The 24,492-nt window shown below is 46.0% G+C and carries 18 protein-coding genes; 16 read left to right on the top strand and 2 right to left on the bottom strand.

Annotation, left to right across the window (positions count from 1 at the left end; all coding sequences use genetic code 11):
* The first annotated feature begins 143 nt into the window (after window positions 1-143).
* The 3 genes from FPZ49_RS28745 to FPZ49_RS28735 all read left to right on the top strand — a co-directional run bounded on the left by FPZ49_RS28745 (window position 144) and on the right by FPZ49_RS28735 (window position 5,183).
* Window positions 144-1,478, top strand: coding sequence for an ABC transporter substrate-binding protein (locus FPZ49_RS28745; protein ID WP_144853754.1), 1,335 nt, complete (start codon window positions 144-146; stop codon window positions 1,476-1,478).
* A gap of 182 nt (window positions 1,479-1,660) precedes the next feature.
* Window positions 1,661-3,232: a methyl-accepting chemotaxis protein gene (locus tag FPZ49_RS28740; RefSeq protein WP_144853752.1), complete on the top strand. Its 1,572-nt coding sequence runs from the start codon at window positions 1,661-1,663 to the stop codon at window positions 3,230-3,232.
* Between the two features lie 244 nt (window positions 3,233-3,476).
* Entirely contained in the window at window positions 3,477-5,183 is a 1,707-nt protein-coding gene (locus FPZ49_RS28735) for a methyl-accepting chemotaxis protein (RefSeq protein WP_186446157.1), read from the top strand.
* 122 nt (window positions 5,184-5,305) lie between these two features.
* Here FPZ49_RS28735 and FPZ49_RS28730 read toward each other — a convergent pair whose 3' ends face one another.
* Window positions 5,306-7,249, bottom strand: coding sequence for a S9 family peptidase (locus FPZ49_RS28730; protein ID WP_144853748.1), 1,944 nt, complete (start codon window positions 7,247-7,249; stop codon window positions 5,306-5,308).
* On the bottom strand, window positions 7,218-8,081 hold the full coding sequence (locus FPZ49_RS28725) for an AraC family transcriptional regulator (RefSeq protein WP_186446155.1): 864 nt from the start codon (window positions 8,079-8,081) through the stop codon (window positions 7,218-7,220). The genes FPZ49_RS28730 and FPZ49_RS28725 overlap by 32 nt, the downstream gene beginning before the upstream one ends.
* 163 nt (window positions 8,082-8,244) lie before the next feature.
* Between FPZ49_RS28725 and FPZ49_RS28720 the strand changes: the two genes are divergently transcribed.
* The 13 genes from FPZ49_RS28720 to FPZ49_RS28660 all read left to right on the top strand — a co-directional run bounded on the left by FPZ49_RS28720 (window position 8,245) and on the right by FPZ49_RS28660 (window position 24,479).
* Window positions 8,245-9,588, top strand: coding sequence for a family 4 glycosyl hydrolase (locus FPZ49_RS28720; RefSeq protein WP_144853744.1), 1,344 nt, complete (start codon window positions 8,245-8,247; stop codon window positions 9,586-9,588).
* A gap of 66 nt (window positions 9,589-9,654) precedes the next feature.
* Window positions 9,655-10,098, top strand: a complete 444-nt coding sequence (locus tag FPZ49_RS28715; protein WP_144853742.1) for a hypothetical protein — start codon at window positions 9,655-9,657, stop codon at window positions 10,096-10,098.
* 660 nt (window positions 10,099-10,758) lie between these two features.
* Window positions 10,759-12,747, top strand: coding sequence for an ABC transporter substrate-binding protein (locus FPZ49_RS28710; RefSeq protein ID WP_261381671.1), 1,989 nt, complete (start codon window positions 10,759-10,761; stop codon window positions 12,745-12,747).
* Between the two features lie 92 nt (window positions 12,748-12,839).
* Complete coding sequence (locus FPZ49_RS28705; RefSeq protein WP_144853740.1) at window positions 12,840-13,838, top strand: ABC transporter permease; 999 nt, start codon at window positions 12,840-12,842, stop codon at window positions 13,836-13,838.
* Between the two features lie 3 nt (window positions 13,839-13,841).
* A complete protein-coding gene (locus FPZ49_RS28700) occupies window positions 13,842-14,987 on the top strand; it encodes an ABC transporter permease (protein ID WP_144853738.1) in 1,146 nt (381 codons plus the stop codon).
* A gap of 35 nt (window positions 14,988-15,022) precedes the next feature.
* A complete protein-coding gene (locus tag FPZ49_RS28695; protein ID WP_144853736.1) occupies window positions 15,023-16,048 on the top strand; it encodes an ABC transporter ATP-binding protein in 1,026 nt (341 codons plus the stop codon).
* Between the two features lie 2 nt (window positions 16,049-16,050).
* A complete protein-coding gene (locus tag FPZ49_RS28690) occupies window positions 16,051-17,064 on the top strand; it encodes an ABC transporter ATP-binding protein (RefSeq protein ID WP_144853734.1) in 1,014 nt (337 codons plus the stop codon).
* A 21-nt stretch (window positions 17,065-17,085) separates the two neighbouring features.
* Window positions 17,086-18,132 (top strand): LacI family DNA-binding transcriptional regulator, encoded by a 1,047-nt coding sequence (locus tag FPZ49_RS28685; protein ID WP_144853732.1) that lies wholly within the window; start codon window positions 17,086-17,088, stop codon window positions 18,130-18,132.
* A gap of 13 nt (window positions 18,133-18,145) precedes the next feature.
* Complete coding sequence (locus FPZ49_RS28680; RefSeq protein WP_144853730.1) at window positions 18,146-19,210, top strand: Gfo/Idh/MocA family protein; 1,065 nt, start codon at window positions 18,146-18,148, stop codon at window positions 19,208-19,210.
* Between the two features lie 25 nt (window positions 19,211-19,235).
* On the top strand, window positions 19,236-19,955 hold the full coding sequence (locus tag FPZ49_RS28675; protein WP_144853728.1) for a ThuA domain-containing protein: 720 nt from the start codon (window positions 19,236-19,238) through the stop codon (window positions 19,953-19,955).
* Window positions 19,956-20,083: 128 nt separating this feature from the next.
* A complete protein-coding gene (locus tag FPZ49_RS28670; RefSeq protein WP_144853726.1) occupies window positions 20,084-22,396 on the top strand; it encodes a glycoside hydrolase family 2 protein in 2,313 nt (770 codons plus the stop codon).
* A 303-nt stretch (window positions 22,397-22,699) separates the two neighbouring features.
* The gene (locus FPZ49_RS28665; protein ID WP_144853724.1) at window positions 22,700-23,053 is read left to right on the top strand and encodes a zinc-binding dehydrogenase; all 354 of its coding nucleotides are present in this window, start codon (window positions 22,700-22,702) and stop codon (window positions 23,051-23,053) included.
* 76 nt (window positions 23,054-23,129) lie between these two features.
* The gene (locus FPZ49_RS28660; RefSeq protein WP_144853722.1) at window positions 23,130-24,479 is read left to right on the top strand and encodes a glycoside hydrolase family 30 protein; all 1,350 of its coding nucleotides are present in this window, start codon (window positions 23,130-23,132) and stop codon (window positions 24,477-24,479) included.
* Window positions 24,480-24,492 lie beyond the last annotated feature (13 nt).

Below are 24,492 nucleotides of genomic sequence, written 5' to 3'. Positions count from 1 at the left end.
AGTGAAATATCGATATAATCTTAAATTATGTTGTTAAAATACGGAAATGGCGGATTCGTTTGACAACAAATCGGCATGGAATCTATAATTCAACATGAAATCGATTTCATAAATCAATCATCGATAATCAAGGGGGCATCACCATGGCAAAGTATCCTATCGCATTGGCTGGCATGCTGCTGGCTGGAGCTGTTTTATCCGGCTGTTCCAGCACGAAACCGGAAGCGGGGGCAGGCGGAGCGGCGGCACCGACAGACAGCGCATCGCAGGCGGCCAATATGAAGCCGGTGGAACTATCGATTTATCACAACGGCGGAATTCCGGAGGACCAGTTCCAAGCGCAGTATGGAGACTATATTAGGAAGAAGCTTCCGAACGTCACGGTGAAATTCATTCCTAAAGATAAAAACGTGAACCTGGGCGAAATGATCAGCAGCGGCTCGATGAAAATCGATATTTTTATCGACTCTATCGGTCAGATCGGTTTGAAGGGCTCGCTGCTCGACATTGGTCTCAACCAGGACATCAGCGATCTCGTCAAAAAGCACAACGTCGACCTGAGCCGATTTGAGCCAACGACGATCGATGCGGTGAAGGTGATGGGAGGCTTGTACGGACTTCCAATCAGCAACAGCGCGCTCGTTCTGATGTACAACAAGGACATTTTCGATAAATTCGGTGTGCCCTATCCGAAAGATGGCATGACGTGGGATCAGCTGGCGGAGCTGTCCGCGAAGCTTACGCGTACGGATGGCGGAACCCCCTATGTCGGCTATTCGACCTCGATCAACCATTTTATCAGGCTCAATCCGCTGTCGCTCGCCGATGTGGACGCCAAAACCAAAACGGCGGCGCTGGATAACGACAACTGGAGAAAACTAATTCAAGAAACGATGCTGAAGCCGATGCAAGCGGAGGGCTACCGTCAAGTGCTGACCGACTTGAGCAAACAGTGGTACAAGGTGCCTTACATCGACGAGTTTTCCAAAGCCCGTAACGTGGGGATGTTCAGCTTCCTGTACGGCGACAACGCGTGGGCCAAGGATATGAACTGGGATGTCGTATCGCTTCCGACGTTTAAGGATAATCCGAAGCAGGGCAGCCAATCGTACCCGAGCTACATGTTCATTACGTCGACCAGTGAGCATAAGGACGAGGCGTTGGAAGTGGCGAAGCTGTTTATTACCGACGAATACCAGACACAACTGTCCAAATCCGGGGGCATTACGATTCTCAAAAATGACGCAATCAAGCAAGTGTTCGGCCAAGACACCCAGATGAAGGATAAAAACATCAAGAACGCCGTGTTCTACAACAACTTTGCGCCGGCTGCTCCAAAGACCAAGTACGATACGTACGTCGAGGATGCGGTTAAGGCTCAGGTCAGCAACATGCTGCTCGGCAAGACAGATCTGAATACCGCACTCCGGACCGCCGAGGAAGACGTGAGCAAAAAAATCGCAGCAGATAATAAATAACTTCCATATCGCAAAATCTGCTCCCGGCAACCTGGCGTTGTCGGGATTTTTTTAATACAACTGGAATTGTTTAATACTTATGAGACATTAACAAACATTTTTAACAGTCGCGTTATAAAAGCCCTAACATCTATAAGCTACAATTTTACTAACTTTGCAGGCAGAGAGGGTGGGGGCAAGGAATGAGAGTAGCCGCATTATTAAAAACGGTGGGTGCTGTTTGTTTAACTTTATTAGTCGTTTCAATGGTATGTGTCGTTAACTTGAATAACAGCTTCAAGGCGGAACGATCAGCAGTAAGCAGACAGGTGGAATATAAACAGCTAGGCACCACGCTTGCCAACGCTTCCGACTATTTAACGAACGAAGCCCGTCGATACACCATTTTCGGCGACCAAGCGCATTATAACAACTATATGAAGGAAGTAAACGAAACGAAGACGAGAGACATGGTCGTGAGTCGTCTCAAGGAGCTCCGGGCGCCGCAAGAGGAACTGGATCTGATCGAGCAGGCCAAGAAAAACTCCGATAATCTCATCCAGACAGAAACGAACGCGTTCAAAGCCGTGGCCTCCGGTGATTTGGATAGGGCGCGAAAGCTTATGTTTGATGCGGAATACGACAAGAGCAAAAAGCTGATTATGACGCCGATTGAAGCGTTTCAAGAGAAAATGAACCGCAGGGCTACCAATGAAACGGAGCAGGCCCGGTCTACAGCGACATTCTGGCTTTCGATGACGACGACTTCGCTGATTGTACTGGGCGTCATATTAACAGCAAGCTTGGTGGCTTTATTCATCCGCATTGTGGGACCGCTTCGTCAATTGAATCATTCGATCGAGAATCTGGCGAGCAGCGATGGTGATTTGACGGTCAGATTGCCGGTGAAGGGACGAGATGAGTTCAGCTCGATTTCCGAGGCCTTCAACCGGATGGTAGCTAACTTGCACGGCTTGATCGGCCAAATTGCACAGATTAGTCGGAGCCTTACCCAGAGCTGTGAAGAGGTATCGTTAAGCACAAATGAAATTGCATTGGGCAACCAGCAGCAGGCGAGCTCGATGGACAGCATCAACCACTCGCTGAAGGAAATGGTAAGCTCCATCGAAGAAGTGGCACAAAATGCCGACAAAATGTCTACCGCCTCAACAGATGCCGTACAAGCCGCCAACAGCGGCAGCCTGGTGCTTACGACCACTTTATCTCAGCTGAGCGAAGTGGCGGTACATATTAACGAGCTGTCCTCGAAATCGCAGCAAATTAACGATATTGTTGTCCTCATTGATGATATTGCCGCACAAACGAAGCTGCTTGCCCTGAATGCGGCGATCGAAGCGGCGAGAGCGGGGGAAGCGGGCAGAGGCTTTGCGGTGGTCGCAGACGAGGTAGGAAAGCTAGCCCAACGCAGCGGCGAGGCGACCCAAAACATCAGCAGCATCATTAACATCATTCAAAGCGATACGGAGCAATCCGTGTCCGCCATGAGAAGGAGCAGCGAAATGACATTTAAGGTGGAAGCGGCGCTGCAAAATATTGTGTCGGTCGTGTCGGATTCGTCCTCGCGTATCGATGAAATTGCCGGAGCGTGCAATGCGCAATCGCGACAAACACAAACGTTGCTGCTGAACGTGCAAAGTATGTCCGCTGTCACGGAACAGACGTCGGCAGGGGCGCAAGAAAATGCGGCTGCGGCGAACGAGCTTAACGAAATGGCATCTACGCTAAATCGGCTCATTTGCAGGTTTATCATTTAATCCGTATGAAAATAAGAGTCCAAACCTATATCATACCAAGAAATGGACAAGCGTGCGTCGGTTTTCTTTGACCTCGCTTGTCATTTTTTTAGATATCATACAATATATTGAACACTGAGAAAAAACAGGACCTTTTTCCCATGCTTGTTACTAGTCTTTTGTTCCCGGTGGCGCTATAATAAACCTGTTTTGTCGATGATCGACCAACATTTTACATACGTTTGTTATGAAAGGGGCAACTAAGATGAAGTTGACGGTTGGGAATAAGCTGTATCTGGGATTTGCTTGTGTCGTTCTGCTGATGCTGATTTCGGGGGTTATCAGCGTTCGAAACATGCATTCGATCAATGCCGCTACGAGTAAGGTGACCCATGTCTGGCTTCCCGGAGTCGAATCGATTAATCGGATTGATTTTTTAACCCAGCTGCTGAAGACGACCGATTTAAGCTTGATGGCGACCACCGAGCCGGCTGCCGAGCAAGCGTACATTCAGCAGGTAACGCAAACGGCCATGCAGATTGACGATCAGCTGACCGCGTATGAGCCGACGATTAGCTCCGAGGAGGAAAAGCAGCTCTTCCAAGATATGAAGCAGCAGATCGGCGAGCTGATGAAAATTCACGGCGAGCTGGTCATGGCGGTGAATAACGGCAGCAAAAATGGGCCTAAGCAAAAAGAAACCCTGCAAAAGTGGGACGAGGTTTCTAAAAAAATGCAGGAGCTGGTCAGTAAGCTGGTCGAATTGAATCATAATGGCGCTCAATCGGCAAGCATGGACAGTGAGCGAACTTATACCTCCAGCCTTAAGTTTACCTGGGTGATGATCATTCTTTCTCTGGTGATCTCGATGGGGCTGGCTTACTACATTACCAAAAACATTGCAGGACCTGTGCGCCGCGTTTCCCAGGCTCTCCGGGAAATGGCGGATGGAAATTTGCAGGTCGGGGACATTGAGGTGAGCAATCGCGATGAAATCGGCGAGCTGGTGGAATCGCTGCGGATCACCGTCAGCCGGATGCGCACGATGATCCTTGAGCTGCAGGGGGCTGCAGCTCAAGTGGCTGCCTCTTCGCAGCAGCTGCTCGCGGGCGCTGATGAGACGGCTCAAGGCTCCAGGCAAATCGCTGCCTCTATGAAGGGAGTAACGGAGTCCGCGGATACCCAGCTGCGCAGCTCGGAGGAATGCAGCCGGGGGATGGACGAAATGTCCGGAGGCATTCAGCGAACGGCTGAGGCTTCCAGCACGGTGGCTGAGATGGCTTCGGAGGCATTGCGTCATGCGGAGGACGGGCAGCGCTATATCGAAGCTGCGATGGGGGGAATGACCGCTGTGCGCGAAGCGATGAGCGTCTCTTCCGAAGGGATCCGAGATCTGAACAGCCGTTCGACAGAAATCGCCGAGGTTGGACGCATGATCTCCGAGATCGCATCGCAGACTGATTTGCTTGCCTTAAACGCGGCGATCGAGGCTGCACGTGCCGGTGAGCAGGGACGCGGATTCTCCGTCGTCGCCTCCGAAGTGCGCAAGCTGTCCGAACAGGCAGGGCAATTTGCGACACAAATTTCCGAGCTGATTCGGTCAGTTCAGCAGGATATTAAGCATACTGCCGAGTCCATGGATACGAGCATGCAGCGGATCGGAATCGGCGTGGAGAAGGTTCAAGCCGCCGGCGCATCCTTCAGGGAGTTGGTAAGCAGCTCCGAGCGTGTAAATCAGCAGATCTGCGAGGTTGCCGCTGTCGCGGAGGAAATGTCCGCCAGCAGCGAGCAAATCACGGCGTCGGTGACACAAATGGCGTATACGGCTTCGGCCTCATCCGAGCAGTGCCAGGGCGTGGCTGCGACGACCAAAGAGCAGCTGGCTGCGATGCAGGACATTTCGCAATCCGCGCACTCGCTGGGCCGTACCGCAGAGGAGCTGCAGCTGGCGGCAGGACGGTTCCGGACTTAAGCGTGACATTCCTCAAATCAAGAAGTTCATCGCCTGCTAGGTCTCCGTTGTGCATTTGTACAGCGGAGGCGAGCATAGGCTTGGCAAATCCACTATTCGTCGGAACGTGATGCTTAGGAGGGTCATGATGGGTCAAAAGCCAAGTGGCAGCTAAAAAAGAGAAATTGTTCATCTAATGCTCGTCTCAAATTTTCAGCTCTTAAAAAGCCGTGCCCTTCTCCTTCGAATGTGAGATATGAAACGGGTAGTCCACGTGATTTTAATCCATCAGCCATGATTTGAGCTTGATTGGGTGGGACTACCTTGTCTTCAAGTCCATGGAACATAATAAGCGGTGAATGATATCGTTCCAGCGCATGAGACGCAGAACGTTGATGGTATAGCTCCAACTGACCGGGAAGCTCGCCAATCAATCCGTCTAGATAGCGTCGTTCAAATTTATGCGTTTCTTTAGCCCATAGCTCACAGTCACTGATGCCAAAGTGGCAGCCACCTACGGCAAAAACATCAGAAAATGCCAAACTCGAAAGCGTCGTATATCCACCAGCGCTGCCACCTGTAATTGCGAGTCTCCTTCGATCTACTTTCCCCGTATTCGCCAAATACAGGGCACCTGCAACACAATCTTCCACATCAGCGGTCCCCCAGTTGTTGTTCAGGGCGTCGCGATATGACCGACCATAACTGGTGCTTCCGCGATAATTGACGTCAAGCACTGCAAAGCCTCTGCTGGTATAATATTGAATATCCCAACGAAATCCTGGAGAAGTCATGCCCGTTGGGCCCCCATGAACGGTGATGAGCAGCGGTGGAAGCTCGTTCTCTCCTCCTTCAAAATCCCGGTTCGTCGGCGGATAATACAGACCGTGTGACATCCACCCGTCTCTGGACGGAAAGTCAATCACCGTTGCCGTGGACAAGTAATCCGTATTCAGTTGAATTCGATTGGAAGTCACAAGCGTCTCGATTTCTCCTGTGTTTGGATGAAGAGAAATGATACGGTGGGGTGTCGTAGAGCAGGCAGCATTCAACAAAATTTTTCCATTATAGACTATCGGTGAACCAATAAACGTATACGGAGTATCCTGTGTTCTCAACCTCCCAGTTGGGATATCTATCCACCCCAGATAGAACAAACTATGTTTCGCATACGAGCTAACGATGGTGTCATCATCGAAAAATGTAAACATGGATGTTCCACATTGCCAGTTACAGAGCCCAAAATCAACCTGCTCGTTCGTAATTTGTTGAATTTGTCCATCAGAATAGCGATAAATATTCCACCAATCCGTTTTATCCGAAGAAAAATAAAGCGATCCATCTCTATGCCACATCGGTTGAAAAATGGACTCTTTCTCATTGCCTGCCACATGAAAGGCCGAGGAAATACGCCCATCCTCCAGCACCTCAGCCATCCACAATTCCGTTCCGTCCCAAGGCATAATGGGGAAATTCCAAGCAAGCCAGCACATCCGTTTTCCATCTAAGCTAATCTGAGGTGCTAAGTAGAAATCGGCCCCTTCAACCAACACATCGCCCTCGCCGGTTTTATTACAATCCAGTGCAACAATAGAGAGCGTCGGCTCCCCTTCTTGACGATGATCTTCTCTGACACATATCAAGCGATTCCGCGCTTCGTCTATCACAAGGTCAGCGTATCTTAAATTTGAATCCGTTGTGATGGGTACAGGCTTGCCCTCGCCGCTTAACGGCTGCTTGTAGATAAGGTTGTCTTCAAAGTTAGAAAAATACAGATAACCGTTAAAGAAAACAGATGCTCCCCCGCCATATTCATACACACGCGAGCGAACGTTGTAAGACGCAGGAATGACATCATATTCACGTCCATCTGCTGTGCGGCAGACCACAACGACCCTCCCGCCTTCCAACGGACGGCCTTCTGCCCAGAACAGGCTGCCGTCTATCATAGACGGTCCAGATAATTCAACGAATTGTGTCGTAATTAGCTCTGAAGTAAGCGGTGAAACCCACGACCCGTACGAGGAACTTTTTTTTCTCACTAAGCAATCACCTCTAATTTTTTTCATTTGATTTCCGATACTCACGGGGAGATACACCTCTATAATCTTTGAAGTGTTTATTGAAGTAATGAATGGACGAGTAACCGCATTCGTGCGCGATGTCCGTAATGCGCTTGTCCGAGTTGACGAGCATATAGATGGCTGCCTGCATGCGAAGGCGGTGGATAAACATATTAGGCGTCATCCCGGTGACAGATCTGAACGTTCGGTAAAAAGCGGTATGCCGCTTTCCTGCCATTTTAAGCAGGTGATTTACGTCGATTTCTTCTGTAAAGTGTTCCAAAATGTATTCTATCGCTTGAATTATGCTGGGATAGACCTCCATCCCGTCGTCGAATCGTTCTGCGGAGCTGATGGATTCATCACGCTTGGAAGCATGGCGCAGCGTATGAACGAGAATATCGATGACGAGCAAAAATTGCTTCGCTTCCCAGCCGATCGCTTTTGTTTTCTCTTCTTCAATAGCCATCTTTGCAAGTTGATGAATCGCTATGGCGCTTGATGATGAGGCCGGAATGAGCGGCGAAATCGCCTCTACGGCATAAAACGGAGCTAACAGCTTATACCCGTTTGGGATCAGCCTTACAATCGAGGGAGAGAGCAAAAGACTGATCCAGCGTATGGGCATTTTTGCATTTTTGACCAAATTCCAATGGGGCTCGAATGGGCGGAACAGAAAAACATCTCCCGGCGTGCCGTCGTATTTCTTATGGGCCAGTTGAAAGTTCGCTTCGTTCTCCACCAATATGTGATATTCTAAGACATCGTGAAAATGCAGCTCATGACTCTCTGAGTCTCCATATTTTTCTTTAAACACGAAGTCCCGTTCAATTTTGAAATCGGCAAAGAACATCATGCCTGCCCCCTCATTGTTCAATTCAATTATACATGGGATCAGCATTGTACAAAATTGCAACTTTATATGGGAAATAGAATAAGACACCCCTTCTTCAAAATGATACTCTTTTTAGTAAGCGACTCAATAAAAACGTGACATTCGAAAATCAGGGGGAAAAAGCATGATAAAAATCGTATTAGTAGGAGGCGGGAGCGTCCATTGGTCACCTCGCCTAATCAATGATTTATTGCTGACACCGAGCTTGAGCTTGCAGAGTGCCGAATATGTGATTTATGACTTGAACCAGGAGGCCGGGTTGAAGATGGCGGACTTCGGGAACAAGCTGGCCCGTCACAGGGGGCTGTCATGCAGCTTCCATGCCACTGTAGAAGCAAGTGAGGCGTTAACCGATGCCCATTATGTCTTGATTACAATCTCAACCGGTGACCTTGACGCGATGGAGTACGACTTATTGATCCCTGACGACTATCGGATTTATCAGACGGTAGGAGATACTGTAGGTCCCGGCGGATGGGCGAGAAGCTTACGCAATATTCCAGTTTTTGTAGAATTAGCCCGTTCCATTGAACGCTACTCCAAAAACGCGGTTGTCTTGAACTACACCAATCCAATGGCGACTTTAACCAAAACATTCTATCAAGTGAGCAATCTCCGGACGGTCGGGCTTTGCCATGGATTGTTTGAAGTCTATGCAGTTCTGATGCGTATTTTTGGACTGGAAAGTGAAAACGAAATTAAGGTACGCTTCGGCGGAACGAATCATTTCTTCTGGATGTTAGATATGCAGATCAGGGGAGAAGACGGTTACGCATTGTTGAAGGAGAGGCTAAACGGAAGGTCGTTTGCCGAAGTAGTCAAGGAACTGTATGACGATGAGGCAGGTTATAATCCTGACAAGCTGGTATCCAATGAACTATTTCAAACGTACGGGTATCTTCCCTATGTAGGTGACACGCATACTTCCGAATTTTTACCCTATTACCTGACACAGGACCCGTCAAGACTTGCAAATTACAAATTGAAGAGAAAAACCATAGAAGGACGAAGGATGCAAAGGCAGAAATACACGCAGAGGCTTGACGTTTATCTGTCCGATATTGAAACGGTGACAACCGAACGTTCGCGGGAGTCAGCGGCCGATATCATTGCAGCATTTGAAAGCAAGCAAGATTTCATCGATGTGATGAACCTTCCAAATAAGGGGCAAATCGCCAATCTTCCAAAAGATTCGATTGTTGAGACGCTGGGAGTGGTCAATAGCCTCGGATTTACGCCATTGACCGTTGGGAATTTGCCAGAGCCCTTGTTGAATCTGGTATTGCCGCATGTGAGGAACCAGGATCTGATTGTAGAGGCGGCGCTTGAAGGAGACAGGGATAAAGCATTGTATGCGCTGTATTCCGACCCCTTATGCTCCCATCTTTCTTATCCTGAGGTTAAGGAAATGGGTGAGAAGCTGTTGAAAGCACACAATCGTTTCATGCCTGAGGGCATTCGCCTGTGAAATTACTTGACTAGCTATTGATAGATTTGGATGCGTTTTCAATCCCGATGAAAGGAAAGAATCGTGATGATGTCCATTCAAGAGCTGGAAAACAGAGTTATTAGATTGTACGATGTGAAAAGTCAGTTAAAAGCATTCATTTATCAGCTTTCCGAAGAAGCATTCGAGAAAGGAGACCGGGCGCGCGATCAGATCAAAACGATCGAACAGTTGGAGGATCGTAATGCATGGATGCGTCAAAAATTTATCGAATCGATGGGGGGCTTGCCTTCAAATGATTCTCCTCTCCGCCCCCAAATTGTCGGGACGATCCAGTGCGACGGGTACAGGATTGAGAAAATCATCTTCGAGTCTCGTTCGAATGTTTTTGTGACATCGAATCTGTATGTTCCCGATGGTATTACTTCACCGCGTGGCGCAGTATTGTTTCTATGTGGTCACCTTGAGCAGGCCAAATGCGCGGATGAATATCAGATCGTTTGCCAATATCTTACTCGTGCGGGACACTAGTCGTACTTTCAATGGATCCTGTCGGACAGGGAGAACGACATAGTTACTATGAACGGTCAAGAAACCAATCTACAGTTAGATGGGGCACTGCAGAACATGATTATGCAGGCAACCAGTGTTGGCCGCTGATGAAAAATGATAACCTGCACTTGTATGCAGATGGACGTCAAGGCGTATATGCGTGCCTCGCCGCACTGTTGGATTCCCGTGTAACTCGTATTGAAGCGGTGAATGGGATGAGCAGCATGGCAGATTGGATTCGAACTCGCCACTACGATTCCTATGACACTCTCAGTCTCATTGTTCCCGGGATGTTACAATATTTTGATCTTTCTGATCTGGAAAAGTTTCCTGAATTTCGGAAAAAACGATATTGCAATATTTCTTAAATCCATATATAGTAACAGTAATGATAACGCTTACACCTTGGGATTTATTAAACCGGTTTAAAAAGGAGACTTTTTATAGGTTTATAGAAGGTGGGGCGTTATTTATTTTTGATTCCAATAAAAGCGCTTACATTTTAAACCGGTTTAAAATAGACTATTACTTTAAATCGGTTTAATTTTTATTTGCTTTGGGGGTGAAATAATAATTTTCAGTGTTTAGAGTTTGCAGAGAAAGATGGAATCGTTAATTACAACTATGGAGGGAATCGTCTTGAAAAATAACAGGTTATTTTTCGTACTGATGATGTTGATTTTCGCAGTTGTATTTGTGGCATGTGAGAATGACAGTGAGCCAAAAGATAAGCCAGCAGCAGGAGCAGCTACTGCTACGGCTACTCCAGCTCCAGCTGCAGCTGCACCAGGGAAAATAGAAGGCTATAAAGAGGCTCCGATGTTAGCTAAGCTCGTCTCTGCTGGTACTTTGAAACCGGTAACCGATCGTTTGCCGGTCAAGGAAGATATCATGGTTGAGAAAACGTTAAACGAGATCGGCACGTACGGCGGTGAATGGAAAATGCCTTGGGGCGGACCTAATGATCGCTGGACGGTTGGTCAGCCTACGGAAGAAGCGCTGTTCCGTTTCGTTAAGGATGGAAGTACAGTTGAGCCAAACGTTGCCAAAAGCTATGAAGTCAATAAAGATTTTACTGAATATACCATACATTTAAGACAAGGCATAAAGTGGTCCGATGGTGTGCCGTTCACAGCTGATGACGTCATGTTCTATTGGGAGCACATGGTCACGAAAGAGACTTTCGGTAAAAAAATCTATGATGCGTACTACTCCGTCGACCCTGTTACAGGCGAAACGGCTTTAGCGAAATTTACTAAAGTCGATGATTACACCTTTAAAGTTACACATAAGTATCCAAACGTCATGTTCCTGGAGCGCGTTGCGATCGACTGTAAATGGCTCTGGGCACCGGGCGGGGAGCATTTCCAAAAAACGATCCTGCCAGAGTTTGTTGGCGAAGCTAAGACACTTGAAATCGCAAAACAATGGGGATATGCAGATGTAAAATCTTTCTTGGTTGCAACGGGCTATTATTACTGGGTAAACCCACAAATTCCGACTTTACGACCTTGGGTAGCTAAGAACGATCCGAACAGTGATCAATTTATTATGGAACGCAATCCATATTATTGGAAGGTCGATGCCCAAGGCAATCAGCTGCCGTATATGGATCGTCTCGTCGCTACTAAAATTCAGGATCCTGCAACACAAAGAGTTCTTGGTACATTATCTGGCGACTACAATCTGCTTGATTTTGATGTTAAAGACTTTACTGTACTGAAAGAAAATGAGAAAAAAGCAGGGTACCAGGTAATTACTTGGGCAACTCCAAACTGGTCAAGCGCGGGTCTTCAGTTTAATCAGACCATTGAGGATCCTAATCTGCGCAAGCTATTCCAAGATATTCGATTTAGAGAAGCCGTTTCCGTTGCGGTTGACCGCAAAGAAGTTTCAGAGATTTATACCAATGGTTTAGGCGTTCCTCAGCAAGCTTCAGTTCCTGAAGGCTTACCTGGATACCAAAAGGGCTGGGCGGATCAATGGGTTAAATTCGATCCAGCACGTGCGAATCAACTTTTGGATGAAATCGGTCTGACGAAACGGGACAAAAACAATTTCCGTTTGAACGCTGACGGCTCTGATTTAACGATCACCATAATTGAGCAGGATTTGAACACAGCACCTTTCCTGGAATTAGTGAAAAAATACTATGAGAAAGTCGGCCTGAAGGTGGACTTAAAAGTTGTGGATGCAGGTACGCACCACGATCTCAAATATGCCAATAAGATTCCAGCAACTACAGAAAATATTTCTGTCGTTAATGTAGCTTTAAGACCTGATACATTAGTGCCTCTGCGAGTATTGACGCCATGGTTCGGCCATTATGCCTTGTACACTCAATCGAAAGGGAAAGAAGGCGTTAAACCCGATGGAGATGTCGCGTTGATTTTGGACTACTGGAACAAAGTCAAAGCAGCTACAAGCAAAGAGGAAATTAATAAATGGAGTAATGAAATCATTAAGCTTCATCAAAAGAATCAGTGGGTTATTGGCTATGCTGGCCCAACACCAAAGCTGTTCGTCGTATCGAATAAAATGGGTAACGTACCTAAGGACCTGGTCTATGCAGATGAATTCCGCAGTATTGGGCACGGTCATCCAGCTCAATTCTATATCAAACAATAAGCTAGTTTTTAAAATAATAATGGGGGAATTCAACTTCCCCCATCCTTATTTTAAAAGGCACTTTTGAATTAACCGGAGAGGATAGGATCGGGATGCTCCAATATGCTATTAGAAGAATCCTTTTGGCCATACCTGTCGTGCTGTTCATTTCGATGATCGTATTCTACATCATTCAGCTCCCACCCGGTGACTTTGTTTCGACTTATGCGGCGAAGATGTCTTCGGCCGGTGAAGTTATGACACAACATGATATGGATGTAATGAGAGCAAGCTTAGGATTAGATCGATCATGGTTTATCCAGTATCTAGTATGGATGAAAGGTATTATTTTGCATTTTGACTTTGGGTATTCATTTAGCTTTAATAAGCCTGTCTTGGCCGTCATCCAACAATACATGGCGTTGACGTTAATCGTCTCTATCGTCACTATGGCTTTTACGTACGCCATAGCTATTCCTATTGGTATTTATTGTGCGGTAAGGCAGTATTCAGTCGCAGACTACATTTATTCAGCGTTAGGTTTTCTCGGCATGGCTACACCGCATTTCTTATTAGCTATTATTTTAATGTACCTCTCTTATATGTATTTTGGGGATCCGCTGGTAGGTCTTTTTTCAAGTAAATATGTCAATGCCGCCTGGTCCATGGACAAAGTCCTTGACTTATTGAAGCATATGATCATTCCGGTTATTGTCATTGGTCTGGGGAACACAGCAGAGCTGATCCGTGTGATGAGAGGTCAAATGCTGGACGAATTGAATAAACCTAATGTGGTGACAGCAAGATCGAAAGGCTTATCCGAAACAAAAATATTGCTAAAATATCCAACACGCGCAGCTATGAATCCTATCGTTAGTACCATCGGATGGTCACTTACATCTGTATTTACAGGTTCGACGATTACGGCAATCGTTTTAAATCTGCCCATTCAAGGCCCTGTCATGTATAGCGCCTTATTAGCGCAGGATATGTACCTCGCTGGCACATGGTTATTGTTCATGGCCGTGTTAACGGTTATAGGGACATTAATTTCCGATATTTTATTGGCATGGCTGGATCCAAAAATTCGCACAGCGTTCAGAGGTATGTGATCTATGAAAACGATACCGATAGCAGAAAAACAGTTACTGGGCCTACTAAAGCGGAAAAAAAATAACGACGCAAACTACAGTTCGCAATGGAGTCTCATATATCGTAAGCTAAAGCAGCACAAATTAGCTCGGATCAGCTTGTTTATACTGGCCTTGTTCTATATTACGGCGATCTTTGCCCAATTCGTAGCGCCTTATGGCTTAGAGAGCTATGACAGTAAATATGTCAATGCGCCGCCGGCAAAGCTGAGCTTCAAAGATGCAGAAGGCAAGTTTCACCTTCTGCCATTGGTATATGATTTAAAATCAGGCAGGGACAAGGTTACGTTAAGGAAAATATTTGAACCTGACGAGAAGGTCCGCTTTTCCGTCAAATTTTTTGTTGAGGGTGAAAAATATAAGCTTCTTGGCTTATTTTCAACCAATATACATTTGTTTGGCGTAGATGAACCCGGACGTGTATTTATATTTGGCACAGATGGCATGGGGAGAGATTTATTTTCGCGTATCCTCATAGGAAGTCAAATTTCATTAAGTATTCCTCTGCTTGGGGTATCCATTAGCTTTGCCTTGGGTTTATTGCTCGGAGGGATCTCCGGCTACTTCGGTGGTTGGATTGATACTGTCATTCAGCGGCTCATTGAAATTATTCGTTCCTTCCCTACCCTTCCACTATGGATGGCGCTATCTGCTGCAATACCACCGCGCGTACCTGTAGTGACGATGTATATTTATATTGTCATTATTTTCGCATTTATTGAGTGGACCAGTCTGGCTAGAATTGCCAGGGGTAAGTTTATCTCGTTAAAAAATGAAGAATATGTATTAGCTGCCAAAATTGCCGGTGTAAGCGATGCGAAGATTATTATGAAACATCTCATCCCAGGTTTTATCAGCTATTTGGTCGTAGCCACGACGCTAGCCATTCCTGGTATGATTCTGGGCGAGACAGCGATGAGTTTCCTTGGACTCGGTATTCGTTCGCCTGCCACAAGCTGGGGAGTTCTGCTTCAGGAAGCTCAACATATCGACAATGTGGCTTTATACCCATGGAAATTGATACCGTTGGGTTTTGTTGTTATTGCCGTATTAGCCTTTAATTTTTTAGGTGACGGGTTACGCGATGCTGCGGATCCATACAAAAGATAATCTAATAACAAATTAGAGTAAAGCGAGGGGACCGTATGACATCGCAAGCTTCACAAGCAGAAGCGCCGCTTCTCTCCGTTCAAGACCTAAAGATACAAATTCAGATGGACAATGGGCTCATGAGGGCCGTTGATGGTGTTGATTTCGAAATCAAAAAGGGTAAAACATTAGGTCTTGTTGGGGAGTCGGGCTGCGGGAAAAGTTTAACGAGCAGAGCCATTATCAGTATCAATCCCAAAGAGTGCGAAGCCACGGGCAATATTTTATATCATTCTGATTCTGAAAACGTGGACTTGTTAAAATTAAATCCACGCGGCAAACAGATACGATCCATTCGCGGCAGAAAAATCGCTATGATTTTTCAAGAACCAATGACAGCATTTTCGCCGATGTATACGATTGGCAACCAGATCATGGAATCGATTCTCATCCATCGCACCAAGGATAAAAAAGAAGCTAAAAGGATTGCGCTGGAAATGCTCAGTAAAGTGGGAATTTCTGATGAAGAGAAGCGGTTCAATCAATACCCGCATGAATTTTCCGGCGGTATGCGTCAGCGGGCGATGATCTCGATGGCCTTGTCTTGTAATCCGGAATTGCTCATTGCCGACGAGCCTACGACAGCGCTGGATGTTACGATTCAAGCGCAAGTCATGGAGCTTATGAAGGGACTTCAGAAGGAATTTGGCATGGCCATTTTGCTAGTGACGCATGATCTAGGCATCATTGCAGAAATGTGCGACGAAGTGGCGGTCATGTATTTGGGGAAAATTGTCGAGCAATCGACAGTGGGGGAAATTTTTAAAAATCCAAAACACCCGTATACAAAAGGCTTGCTCAGATCAATGCCGAGATTAGGTGGAAATCGAAATGCACGGCTGGAATCTATTGAAGGAACGGTTCCCATTCCGATCAATATGCCTCCCATGTGCGGATTTTATGATCGATGCAAGGATCGAATCGACGGCATATGCAACACAAGAGCCGTACCCAAAACACAAATATCCGATAACCATATGGTCAGATGCTTCCTTTATGCGGATGAAGGTGAGGGGAAATAAGGATGACAAAAAAGATACTGGCTGTAAAAAATCTAAATAAGGATTTTTATGTGAAATCCGATAAAAAGCTGTTTAATAAGCTTACCTCCATTCGTGTTTTGAGCAATATCTCTTTTGAGCTTATGGAAGGCGAGACGCTAAGTATTGTCGGTGAATCAGGCTGCGGAAAAACAACGCTGGGCAGATGTATTGTGAGGGGCGTGGAAGCCACTTCAGGGGAAGTCATTTACCACACAGAATCTGAAGATCAGGTTAATTTTCTGGGCCTTCGAGGTAAGGAATTCAAGAAGTACAGAAAAGACATTCAAATGATTTTTCAAGATCCTTATTCGTCACTAAGCCCGAGAATGAGTGTGTATGATATTATTGCGGAACCGCTGAAAGCCAACTTTAAGCTGACAAAAACGGAACTCGATGAAAAAGTGACTTTAATTGCAGAAAAAACCGGTTTAAATGTCAGTTACCTTAGACGTTATCCTCATGCCTTTTCCGGAGGGCAAAGACAGCGTATCGCGATTGCAAGGGCGCTCGTTTCTCAGCCTCGCCTAATCGTCTGCGATGAGTCCGTGTCCGCCTTGGATGTCTCGATTAAAGCGCAAATTATTAATTTGTTGAAAGACCTGCAGAAGCAACTGCAAATCACGTATATTTTCATCTCCCATGATTTATCTATTGTCCAAAACATATCCGATAGGGTAGCCGTGATGCACTTGGGAAAAATCGTAGAATTAGCACATGTGGACGCGCTATTCGATAATCCCAAGCATCCGTATACGGAGGCGCTCTTATCTGCAGTACCTGAGCCTGATCCGGAATATAAGAAAGATCGAATTATACTCGAAGGCGAAGTGCCGAATCCGGCTAACCCGCCGAGCGGATGTCACTTCCACCCAAGATGTCTGTATAAGACGGACAAGTGTATTCAGCAAGAACCAGAGCTGCAGCATATAGGCAACAATCACTACGCGGCGTGTCATTATGCAGACCATTTAGATTTAAGAGGTGTAGTCCAGTAATGAAGGGATGTAAATCCGGACATGGCAAAAATTGATGATGTTGCAAGGCTGGCGAGGGTTTCAAAAGGGACCGTTTCCAATGTCTTTAGCCAAAAAAGACCGACCAGCGACGAAATCAGAGAGCGTGTAATGCGTGTTTCTAAACAATTAAATTATGTCCCTAATCATACTGCAAGAAGCTTGGTTACCAAGAAAACAATGGCGATTGGATTAACCATCCCATATGGCAGCTTCTTTTTTACCGCGTTTCATATGCAGTTTATCAACGGGGTCATTCTGGAAGCAGCTTATTATGGATATAGGGTTTTGCTAGATATCATTCCTTCACAGGAGGTCAAAACACCGTTTTTGACGAGTTATCCGATCGATGGTGCTGTCGTTATGAGGCCAACAGCAAATGATGAACGTATCAACCAAATGCATTTGGGACAGATCCCTTTTGTTACTGTAGGGCACGTGATGAATGAGAATATTGAACACTTTACAAGCGTAGATAACGATAATCATCAGATCATGTACAACATTTGCGAGTATTTAATAAGCAAAGGCCATAAAGATATCATGTTTTTGAATGCGAGTGAACTCATGACCGTGTCCATCGATCGAAAAGCGAGCTTTATTCATGCAATGAAAGATCATGGGCTGGACGTTGAGGAACACATGATACATCATAAGCCTGACCTGGATTCAAGTGAATATATGGATTATGGCTATGAAGAGACAATACTTATTCTCGGTAAGCAGAAGAAGAAAGTAACCGCCATTATTGCAGATGATGAACGTACCGCATTCAGTGTTCTCAAAGCGCTCAAGGATCTCAATCTCAGTGTTCCAGGGGATGTCTCTTTATTCGTGGTATGTGGTGATCACTCGATGATGGTGCAATCGAATCCAGCTTTGACTAGCATGGATTTGCAGCCATCGGAACTAGGGGCTCAATCGGTACGCTTGTTAATGCATCAATTAGGTGTGCTGCAAGGTGATTTTTCTGGAAATATCATTGTTGAAGGCAAAATTATTGAACGAAATTCGGTGTCAACGATAGATCATAAGGAAAAGCACAATTAAGGGAGAGAGCAGGATGACGAATAAAACGTGGAATGTAGGCATTATTGGCTTGGGCGCTATCGGCGCTTCCCATATGAACCATCTTGCGAAAATTACCAATACAAAAGTTGCCGCCATATGCGATGTGAATGCGAACGCGGTCGAACAGGTTGGGGATCGTCTGAATTTACCACCTGAGAAGCGATACAGCGATTTTCAAGCGATTATAGCCGATTCTGAAATCGACTTTATCATTTCAGGTGTCTCGAATAAATTCCATTTTGACATCTTAAAATTAGCGATTGAATACGGCAAGCCTATATTTTCTGAGAAGCCTTTTACCCGAACCATGGAAGAGGCTGACGAATTAGTAAGCTTATATGAAAAAAATCCGATCCCCTGCATGATTGGATTTTCATATCGGTACAGACCTTGCTTTCAATACGTGAAGCAGCTCGTTACGAATGGTACGTTAGGCCGTATTCGGCATATCGCTGCACATTATCTGCAAGAGGAAAACGCACCTATGTTTAATAAGGAGTACACATGGCGATTTAATAAGGCTATGGCCGGATCAGGAATATTAGCGGATATAGGCTCACATATGGTAGATGCGGCACGTTTCTTTGTTGGAGAATTTACGCAGGTGTCTGGAATGATGAGTACGTTTACAGATCGCCGAATGGATAAGCGGACTGGAGAGTATGCCCAAGTAGATGTGGATGATTTTACCGGCTTCCAGTGTGTACTTGAAGGTGGAGTGATGGGGTCTTTTTATACCCATAAAAATGCGATCGGTACACGCAATCAATTTGACGTTACCCTATTTGGCGATTTGGGTACGGTCCGAATTTCAGTCGAACGGCCTAATGAAGTTCATTTAACGCTTAGAGCAGGCGAAAATCTACAACTAACCGAGACCGTCATACACTTGGATGAGAAATCGGTGAAGCCCATGCTGCAGGATTTTGTGGATTATTTGGAGCAAAGGAAATCTACTTCGGTCCCGACAATTATGGACGGTTACCGTAATCAACAAGTGCTGCAAGCGATCATAGACTCATCAGAAGACGGAGTGACGAGAAGTTTATCATTTTAATCGATTATAATAAGGGAGGACTTATATGATCAGAGTAACCATTTGGAACGAATTTCTTGTAGAGCAAAGAAAAGAGAAGGTAGCCCGGATCTATCCCAAAGGCATACACGGAGCCATTGCTGACGGTATTAGCCAGGATGGCTTTGAGATTAGTTTTGCGACCTTCAATGAGCCTGAGCATGGTTTAACCCAAGAAAAGCTGGATCAAACGGATGTCCTTATTTATTGGGGACACGCAGATCATAAGGGCTTTCAGGATCACGTCGTTGATCGCATTTGTAACCGTGTACATAATGGGATGGGGCTAATCGTACTGCACTCAGGTCATCATTCCAAGTTGTTCCGCAAATTGATGGGCACTTCCTGCGATCTGCTTTGGAGAGAAGCGGATGAGAAAGAGCGACTATGGGTCATAGATCCATCCCATCCGATCGTAGAGGGAATTGGACCCTTTATCGAGTTAGAGGAGGAGGAAATGTACGGAGAGCATTTCGATATTCCCGCACCGGAGGAATTAATCCTCGTCAGTTGGTTTCAGGGAGGAGAGGTGTTCCGCAGCGGATGCACCTATCGTCGCGGTCAAGGGAAAATCTTTTATTTCCGGCCAGGCCACGAGACATATCCAACCTATCACAACAAAGATGTTCATCGCGTAATTGCCAATGCTGTTAAATGGACAGCTCCGATTCAAAGAGAAAAAACCTTTTACGGACGCCATATGCCTCTTGAGGAAATTAAAAAGTAAAAATGATTTACTCCCTCACTTGTCTTCAGGGTCGGGCTTAAGAGCTTCTTTCAATGAGAAAGAAGCTGTTTGCTTATGTTAGCAAACGTTATGGGAGGCAGATAAAATGAGGAAAGAGGGTGAAATAAATGAAGACTTCGATATTATTAAGCGGCCTATGGGATTGGCACATCCCGGGCGGACAAAATCAGAAAATTACTGTCCCATCGTGCTATCATTGTGTTGGCGATGCGTATTATGAAAAAGACTTTGAGATTTTAAATTTACCAACCCATCAAAAAGTAGTGCTGCGGTTTGAGGGAATTCACTATGAAGGCCATGTATGGGTCAATTCGGTCGATATCGGTGAAATGTTCCCCTACTGTCGCTATGAATTCGATATCACCGATTACATAAAAACTGGCACAAACCATATCACTGTACTGGTGCAAGACATCACAGCGGAGTTTGGCCCCACAAGCGGTTGGGAAGACTACGGCGGCATTTCGAGAGATGTTTTCCTTTATTGCTATGACGATGCGTATGTCTTGGAAACGCAATGGATTACGCATTTCAACGGGGATTACACGGCGGCTGACTGCGAATTGAAGGTATGGATTGAAAATCCGTTTACGCCCTGCAATGCGGATGTTTGCTACGAAATCATTTATAACAACTCTGTCTATTTATCAGGTAACACAGGAATCGATATCAAAGAAGGACGAAATGAGATTCCATTCCGTTTTCATGCCGTCGCGCCGCCGCTTTGGTCGCCGGAATTGCCAAATATCTGTGAATTGAAAATCAGAGTGATGAAAAACAATGCTATTGTCGACCGAAAAACGGAAACCATCGGATTCCGGGAATTTAAAGCAGTCGGAACAAGATTTTATCTAAACGGCAAGGACACCGTTTTGAAAGGAATCTGCCGCCATGAAATGTGGGGCGAGCATCAAGGGTTTACCCTCTCGAAAGAGCAGATTGAGCGTGACTTCCGTTTGATCAAACAGCTTGGCGCGAATTATGTGCGCCTGGTTCACTATCCGCATAACGAATACACGCTTGAGGTTGCCGATCGCATGGGCATTATGGTCAGCGAGGAACCGGGCTTGTGGTGGTCGGATTTTCGCAGCGGGCGAATGGAAGAAAAGGCGCTGGAAATCTTATCGCGCACAGTTCACCGCGACCGTAACCGCGCCTGCCTGATCTTCTGGCTGTTGTTCAACGAATGCCGTTTTGCCGGCGATTATCCGTCACGTGGGAAGAAGGTCTGTCGTGACCTGGATCCGACAAGATTGGTTTCAGCGGCAAACTGTATGGACATAGACGACACCAAGAACTATTTTGATGAGCAGGGCCTCGATTTCTATACCTACCACGCCTATGGATACCGGCCTAAATACATCGGCGGCGATCGTCCGCTGTCGGTTGAGGATGCCTGCCGTTGTTTTAAGGACAAACCTCTGGTCTTCACCGAATGGGGCGGCTGGTTTATCCATAACAATGTCAATCTGATCAACGGATTTAAACGGGATTTCGTGAAATTTATGCATAACCGCAGCCCCGAACCGAATTTGGCAGGAATCGCCTGGTGGCAGTTCCAAGATATCTACCAGTTTTACCGCGGCCTGCCTGGTGTTGTTGACGGTCAGCTTAGCGATGGACTGGTGGATAACGAACGCAACATAAAGCCAATGTACAATCAAATGAGCGACTTATTCCGGCTGATCGACGAGCCCGCGCCACCGGTTGCGTTGATGTCGTCCTCCGCACCTGCGCAGTTGATTTGCAATTGTAAGATCATCGAGCCGAATTTCCCGTTCGACAACCGCAATATGAAAGCCCTGAGCTTGGTGAATCTGCTGCAATCCTCCGAGCAGCAATTTGCTTGGGAACAGGTATTGAAAAACACAGCCCGCCGGTCCCGCGCCGGTCATCACAGCTATGTAAAAAGCATAGGTCCTGTGATCCCGCAGAAAATCGAATCCATTGGACGGATTCCGGTCTGCCTGGAGAAGGGGCAGCCGCTTGTCTTCTCAAGGGATTATGAGTGTGCCGAGGTTATTGTGAATGAAATGGTCTCAGAAGTATTTTTCTTCGGGCATGTAACCTATTGCGAGGGATATCCCGCGCTAGGGAAGTATGGCGATCCCGTGATGAATTATGAATTTGTTTATGAAGACGGTGGTACTGATTTGTTTGAATTGAAAAATGGAATTGATTTTTCATCTGCAAGTATGCTTTGCGATGGTTCACGTATGAACCCGATATCAGTCAACGCATTCCGAGTCATAGAACTGACTTATGAACAGGATTGGGAGCATTATCAAATCTGCTGGCAGACATGTTCGATCAATCCAACTAAGAAACTAAACCGCATTAAAATGCAGTTGGTTGGTCCTGGCGAAACTCTGTTTACGCCACTGGTTTATGGAATTACGGTGAAAACCACTTTCAAATAGCAAGTATGGGATGTAATGGCGGCTCGCCGTTAGCAGATCGGATTACCTCATCTGCACACATAAGGCTCATCCGTAACATCGCTTCATGAGTATGGGAAGAGATATGGCAAGTAAATATACAATTATCCAGTTCATTTGCCTAAGGAAGGAATCGGAAACCATTCCTATCGTAGTTTCATTTACGGGTGCGTGAAGTGTGATGAAAACGGTTCGGATTACCAGCCAAATGAAGGCGCTATTATGTCTGGGGAATGATTGTCATAAAGGGGGTCCTATCCGGAAATTCCTTTTGAACAGGCCTGTTTGATTGAACCCGCGGCAATTGCATTCAGGGGTCTGGAGAAAATTAAAATTACACCCGGCGATACATTGGCTATCATTGGACCGGGACCGATAGGCTTATTGACGACAGCAATGGCCAAGGTATGTGGTGTTCGCAAAGTCGTGCTGATTGGTTTTCAACCAAATCGGTTAGCATTAGGGTTGAAGCTTGGTGCTGACCACATCATCGATATTTCCAAGGAAGATTATTTGGAACGTGCCATGGACTGTACCAATGGCGAAGGGTTTACCGCTATCGAGGAGGCGTCTGGCAATGCACAAGCGATCGCGCAGCACCGATCTGATTATACACGAGTTTGCATTGCAAGATTATGAGAAAGCATTGCGGCTCATTGAAAAGCAAGATCCTTCGTTAATCAAAGTCCTTCTTAAGCTATAAGGAGATGATTATATGAAAATGATAACAACGACCTATGACGGAAAAGTTAAAAAAACAACCGAGCGGGACGTGCAATGGATTCAGGACGACATATCTGTAGAAAACAGAGTTGTCAACATTTATCCGCAGGTTGAGTTCCAAGAGATTATCGGATTTGGAGGCGCTTTCACAGAGGCGTCTGGCTACGTTCTCAGCAAAATGAGTGAAAAATCCCGACACGAGATTATTGAGAGCTATTTCGGCTCCAGTGGAATTGGTTATACGACATGCCGCCTTCATTTGGACAGCTGCGATTTTGCCCTTGGAAACTATTCCGCTATAACGGACCCGAACGATTTCGAGCTCAAGACGTTTTCGCTGGCAAGGGATGAAGAGTATATTCTCCCGCTAGTTAGAATGGCGCAGCAAAACGGAAAAGAAGAACTGCAGTTTTTACTTTCCCCATGGTCGCCACCAGCTTTTATGAAAACGAATAAGCAAAAAAACGGCGGTGGAAAGCTGCTGCCGGAGTATCGTACCATGTGGGGCCAATATATGGCAAAATACGTTAAAGCATACTGGGATATGGGTATAAACATCACTATGCTTAGTGTCCAAAACGAGGCTAACGCCACTCAAAAATGGGATTCGTGTGTGTACAGCGGTCAAGAGGAAATGGAGTTTGTCAGAGACTACTTGGGTCCGGCCATGGAAGAAGCGGGTGCTCACGATGTTCAGATATTGGTGTGGGATCATAATAAAGAGCGCGTGTTTGAGCGTATGAGTGAAGCACTCGCTGATAAAGAGGCCGATAAATATGTGGGAGGTGTGGCGTTCCACTGGTATTCGGGGGATCATTTTGAAGCGGTGGCTCTTGTTTCAAGATGTTTCCCTGGCAAGAAGCTGATTTTCAGCGAAGGCGCATTCGAGTACATTCCAAGCGAGGGTATTGACCAACTCGATCATGCGCAAGCGTACGCACATCAGATGATCGGCAATTTCAACGCTGGCATGCATGCTGCTATGGATTGGAATTTGGCTCTGGACAAAGACGGAGGTCCAAACCACGTCAACAATCTAGCCATTGCCCCCATCATGTGCGACGTTCAAAACGACATGTATGAAGTACAGCTTTCCCATACTTATTTAGGCCATTTCAGCAAATACATCAGGCCGGGCGCAAAGCGCATCGGGCACTCGACTTATCGCGGAGATTTGGAGGTAACCGCCTTTAAAAACCCGGATGGAAGCATTGCCGCTGTTGTATTGAACCGAACGAAAAATGATATTAGGTATAGACTGCGCTTTTGCGGAAAGCTTGCAGATGAATTAATCGCAAATAAAGAATCGATCACTACACTTCTTATACAAGAGCAGCATTGATGAAGCTGTGAAT

The sequence above is a fragment of the Paenibacillus cremeus genome (genome assembly GCF_007786445.1).
Lineage (GTDB): Bacteria > Bacillota > Bacilli > Paenibacillales > NBRC-103111 > Paenibacillus_G > Paenibacillus_G cremeus.
Note: the sequence above shows the minus strand (reverse complement) of the source record. Positions and strands in the feature narration are given on the sequence as shown.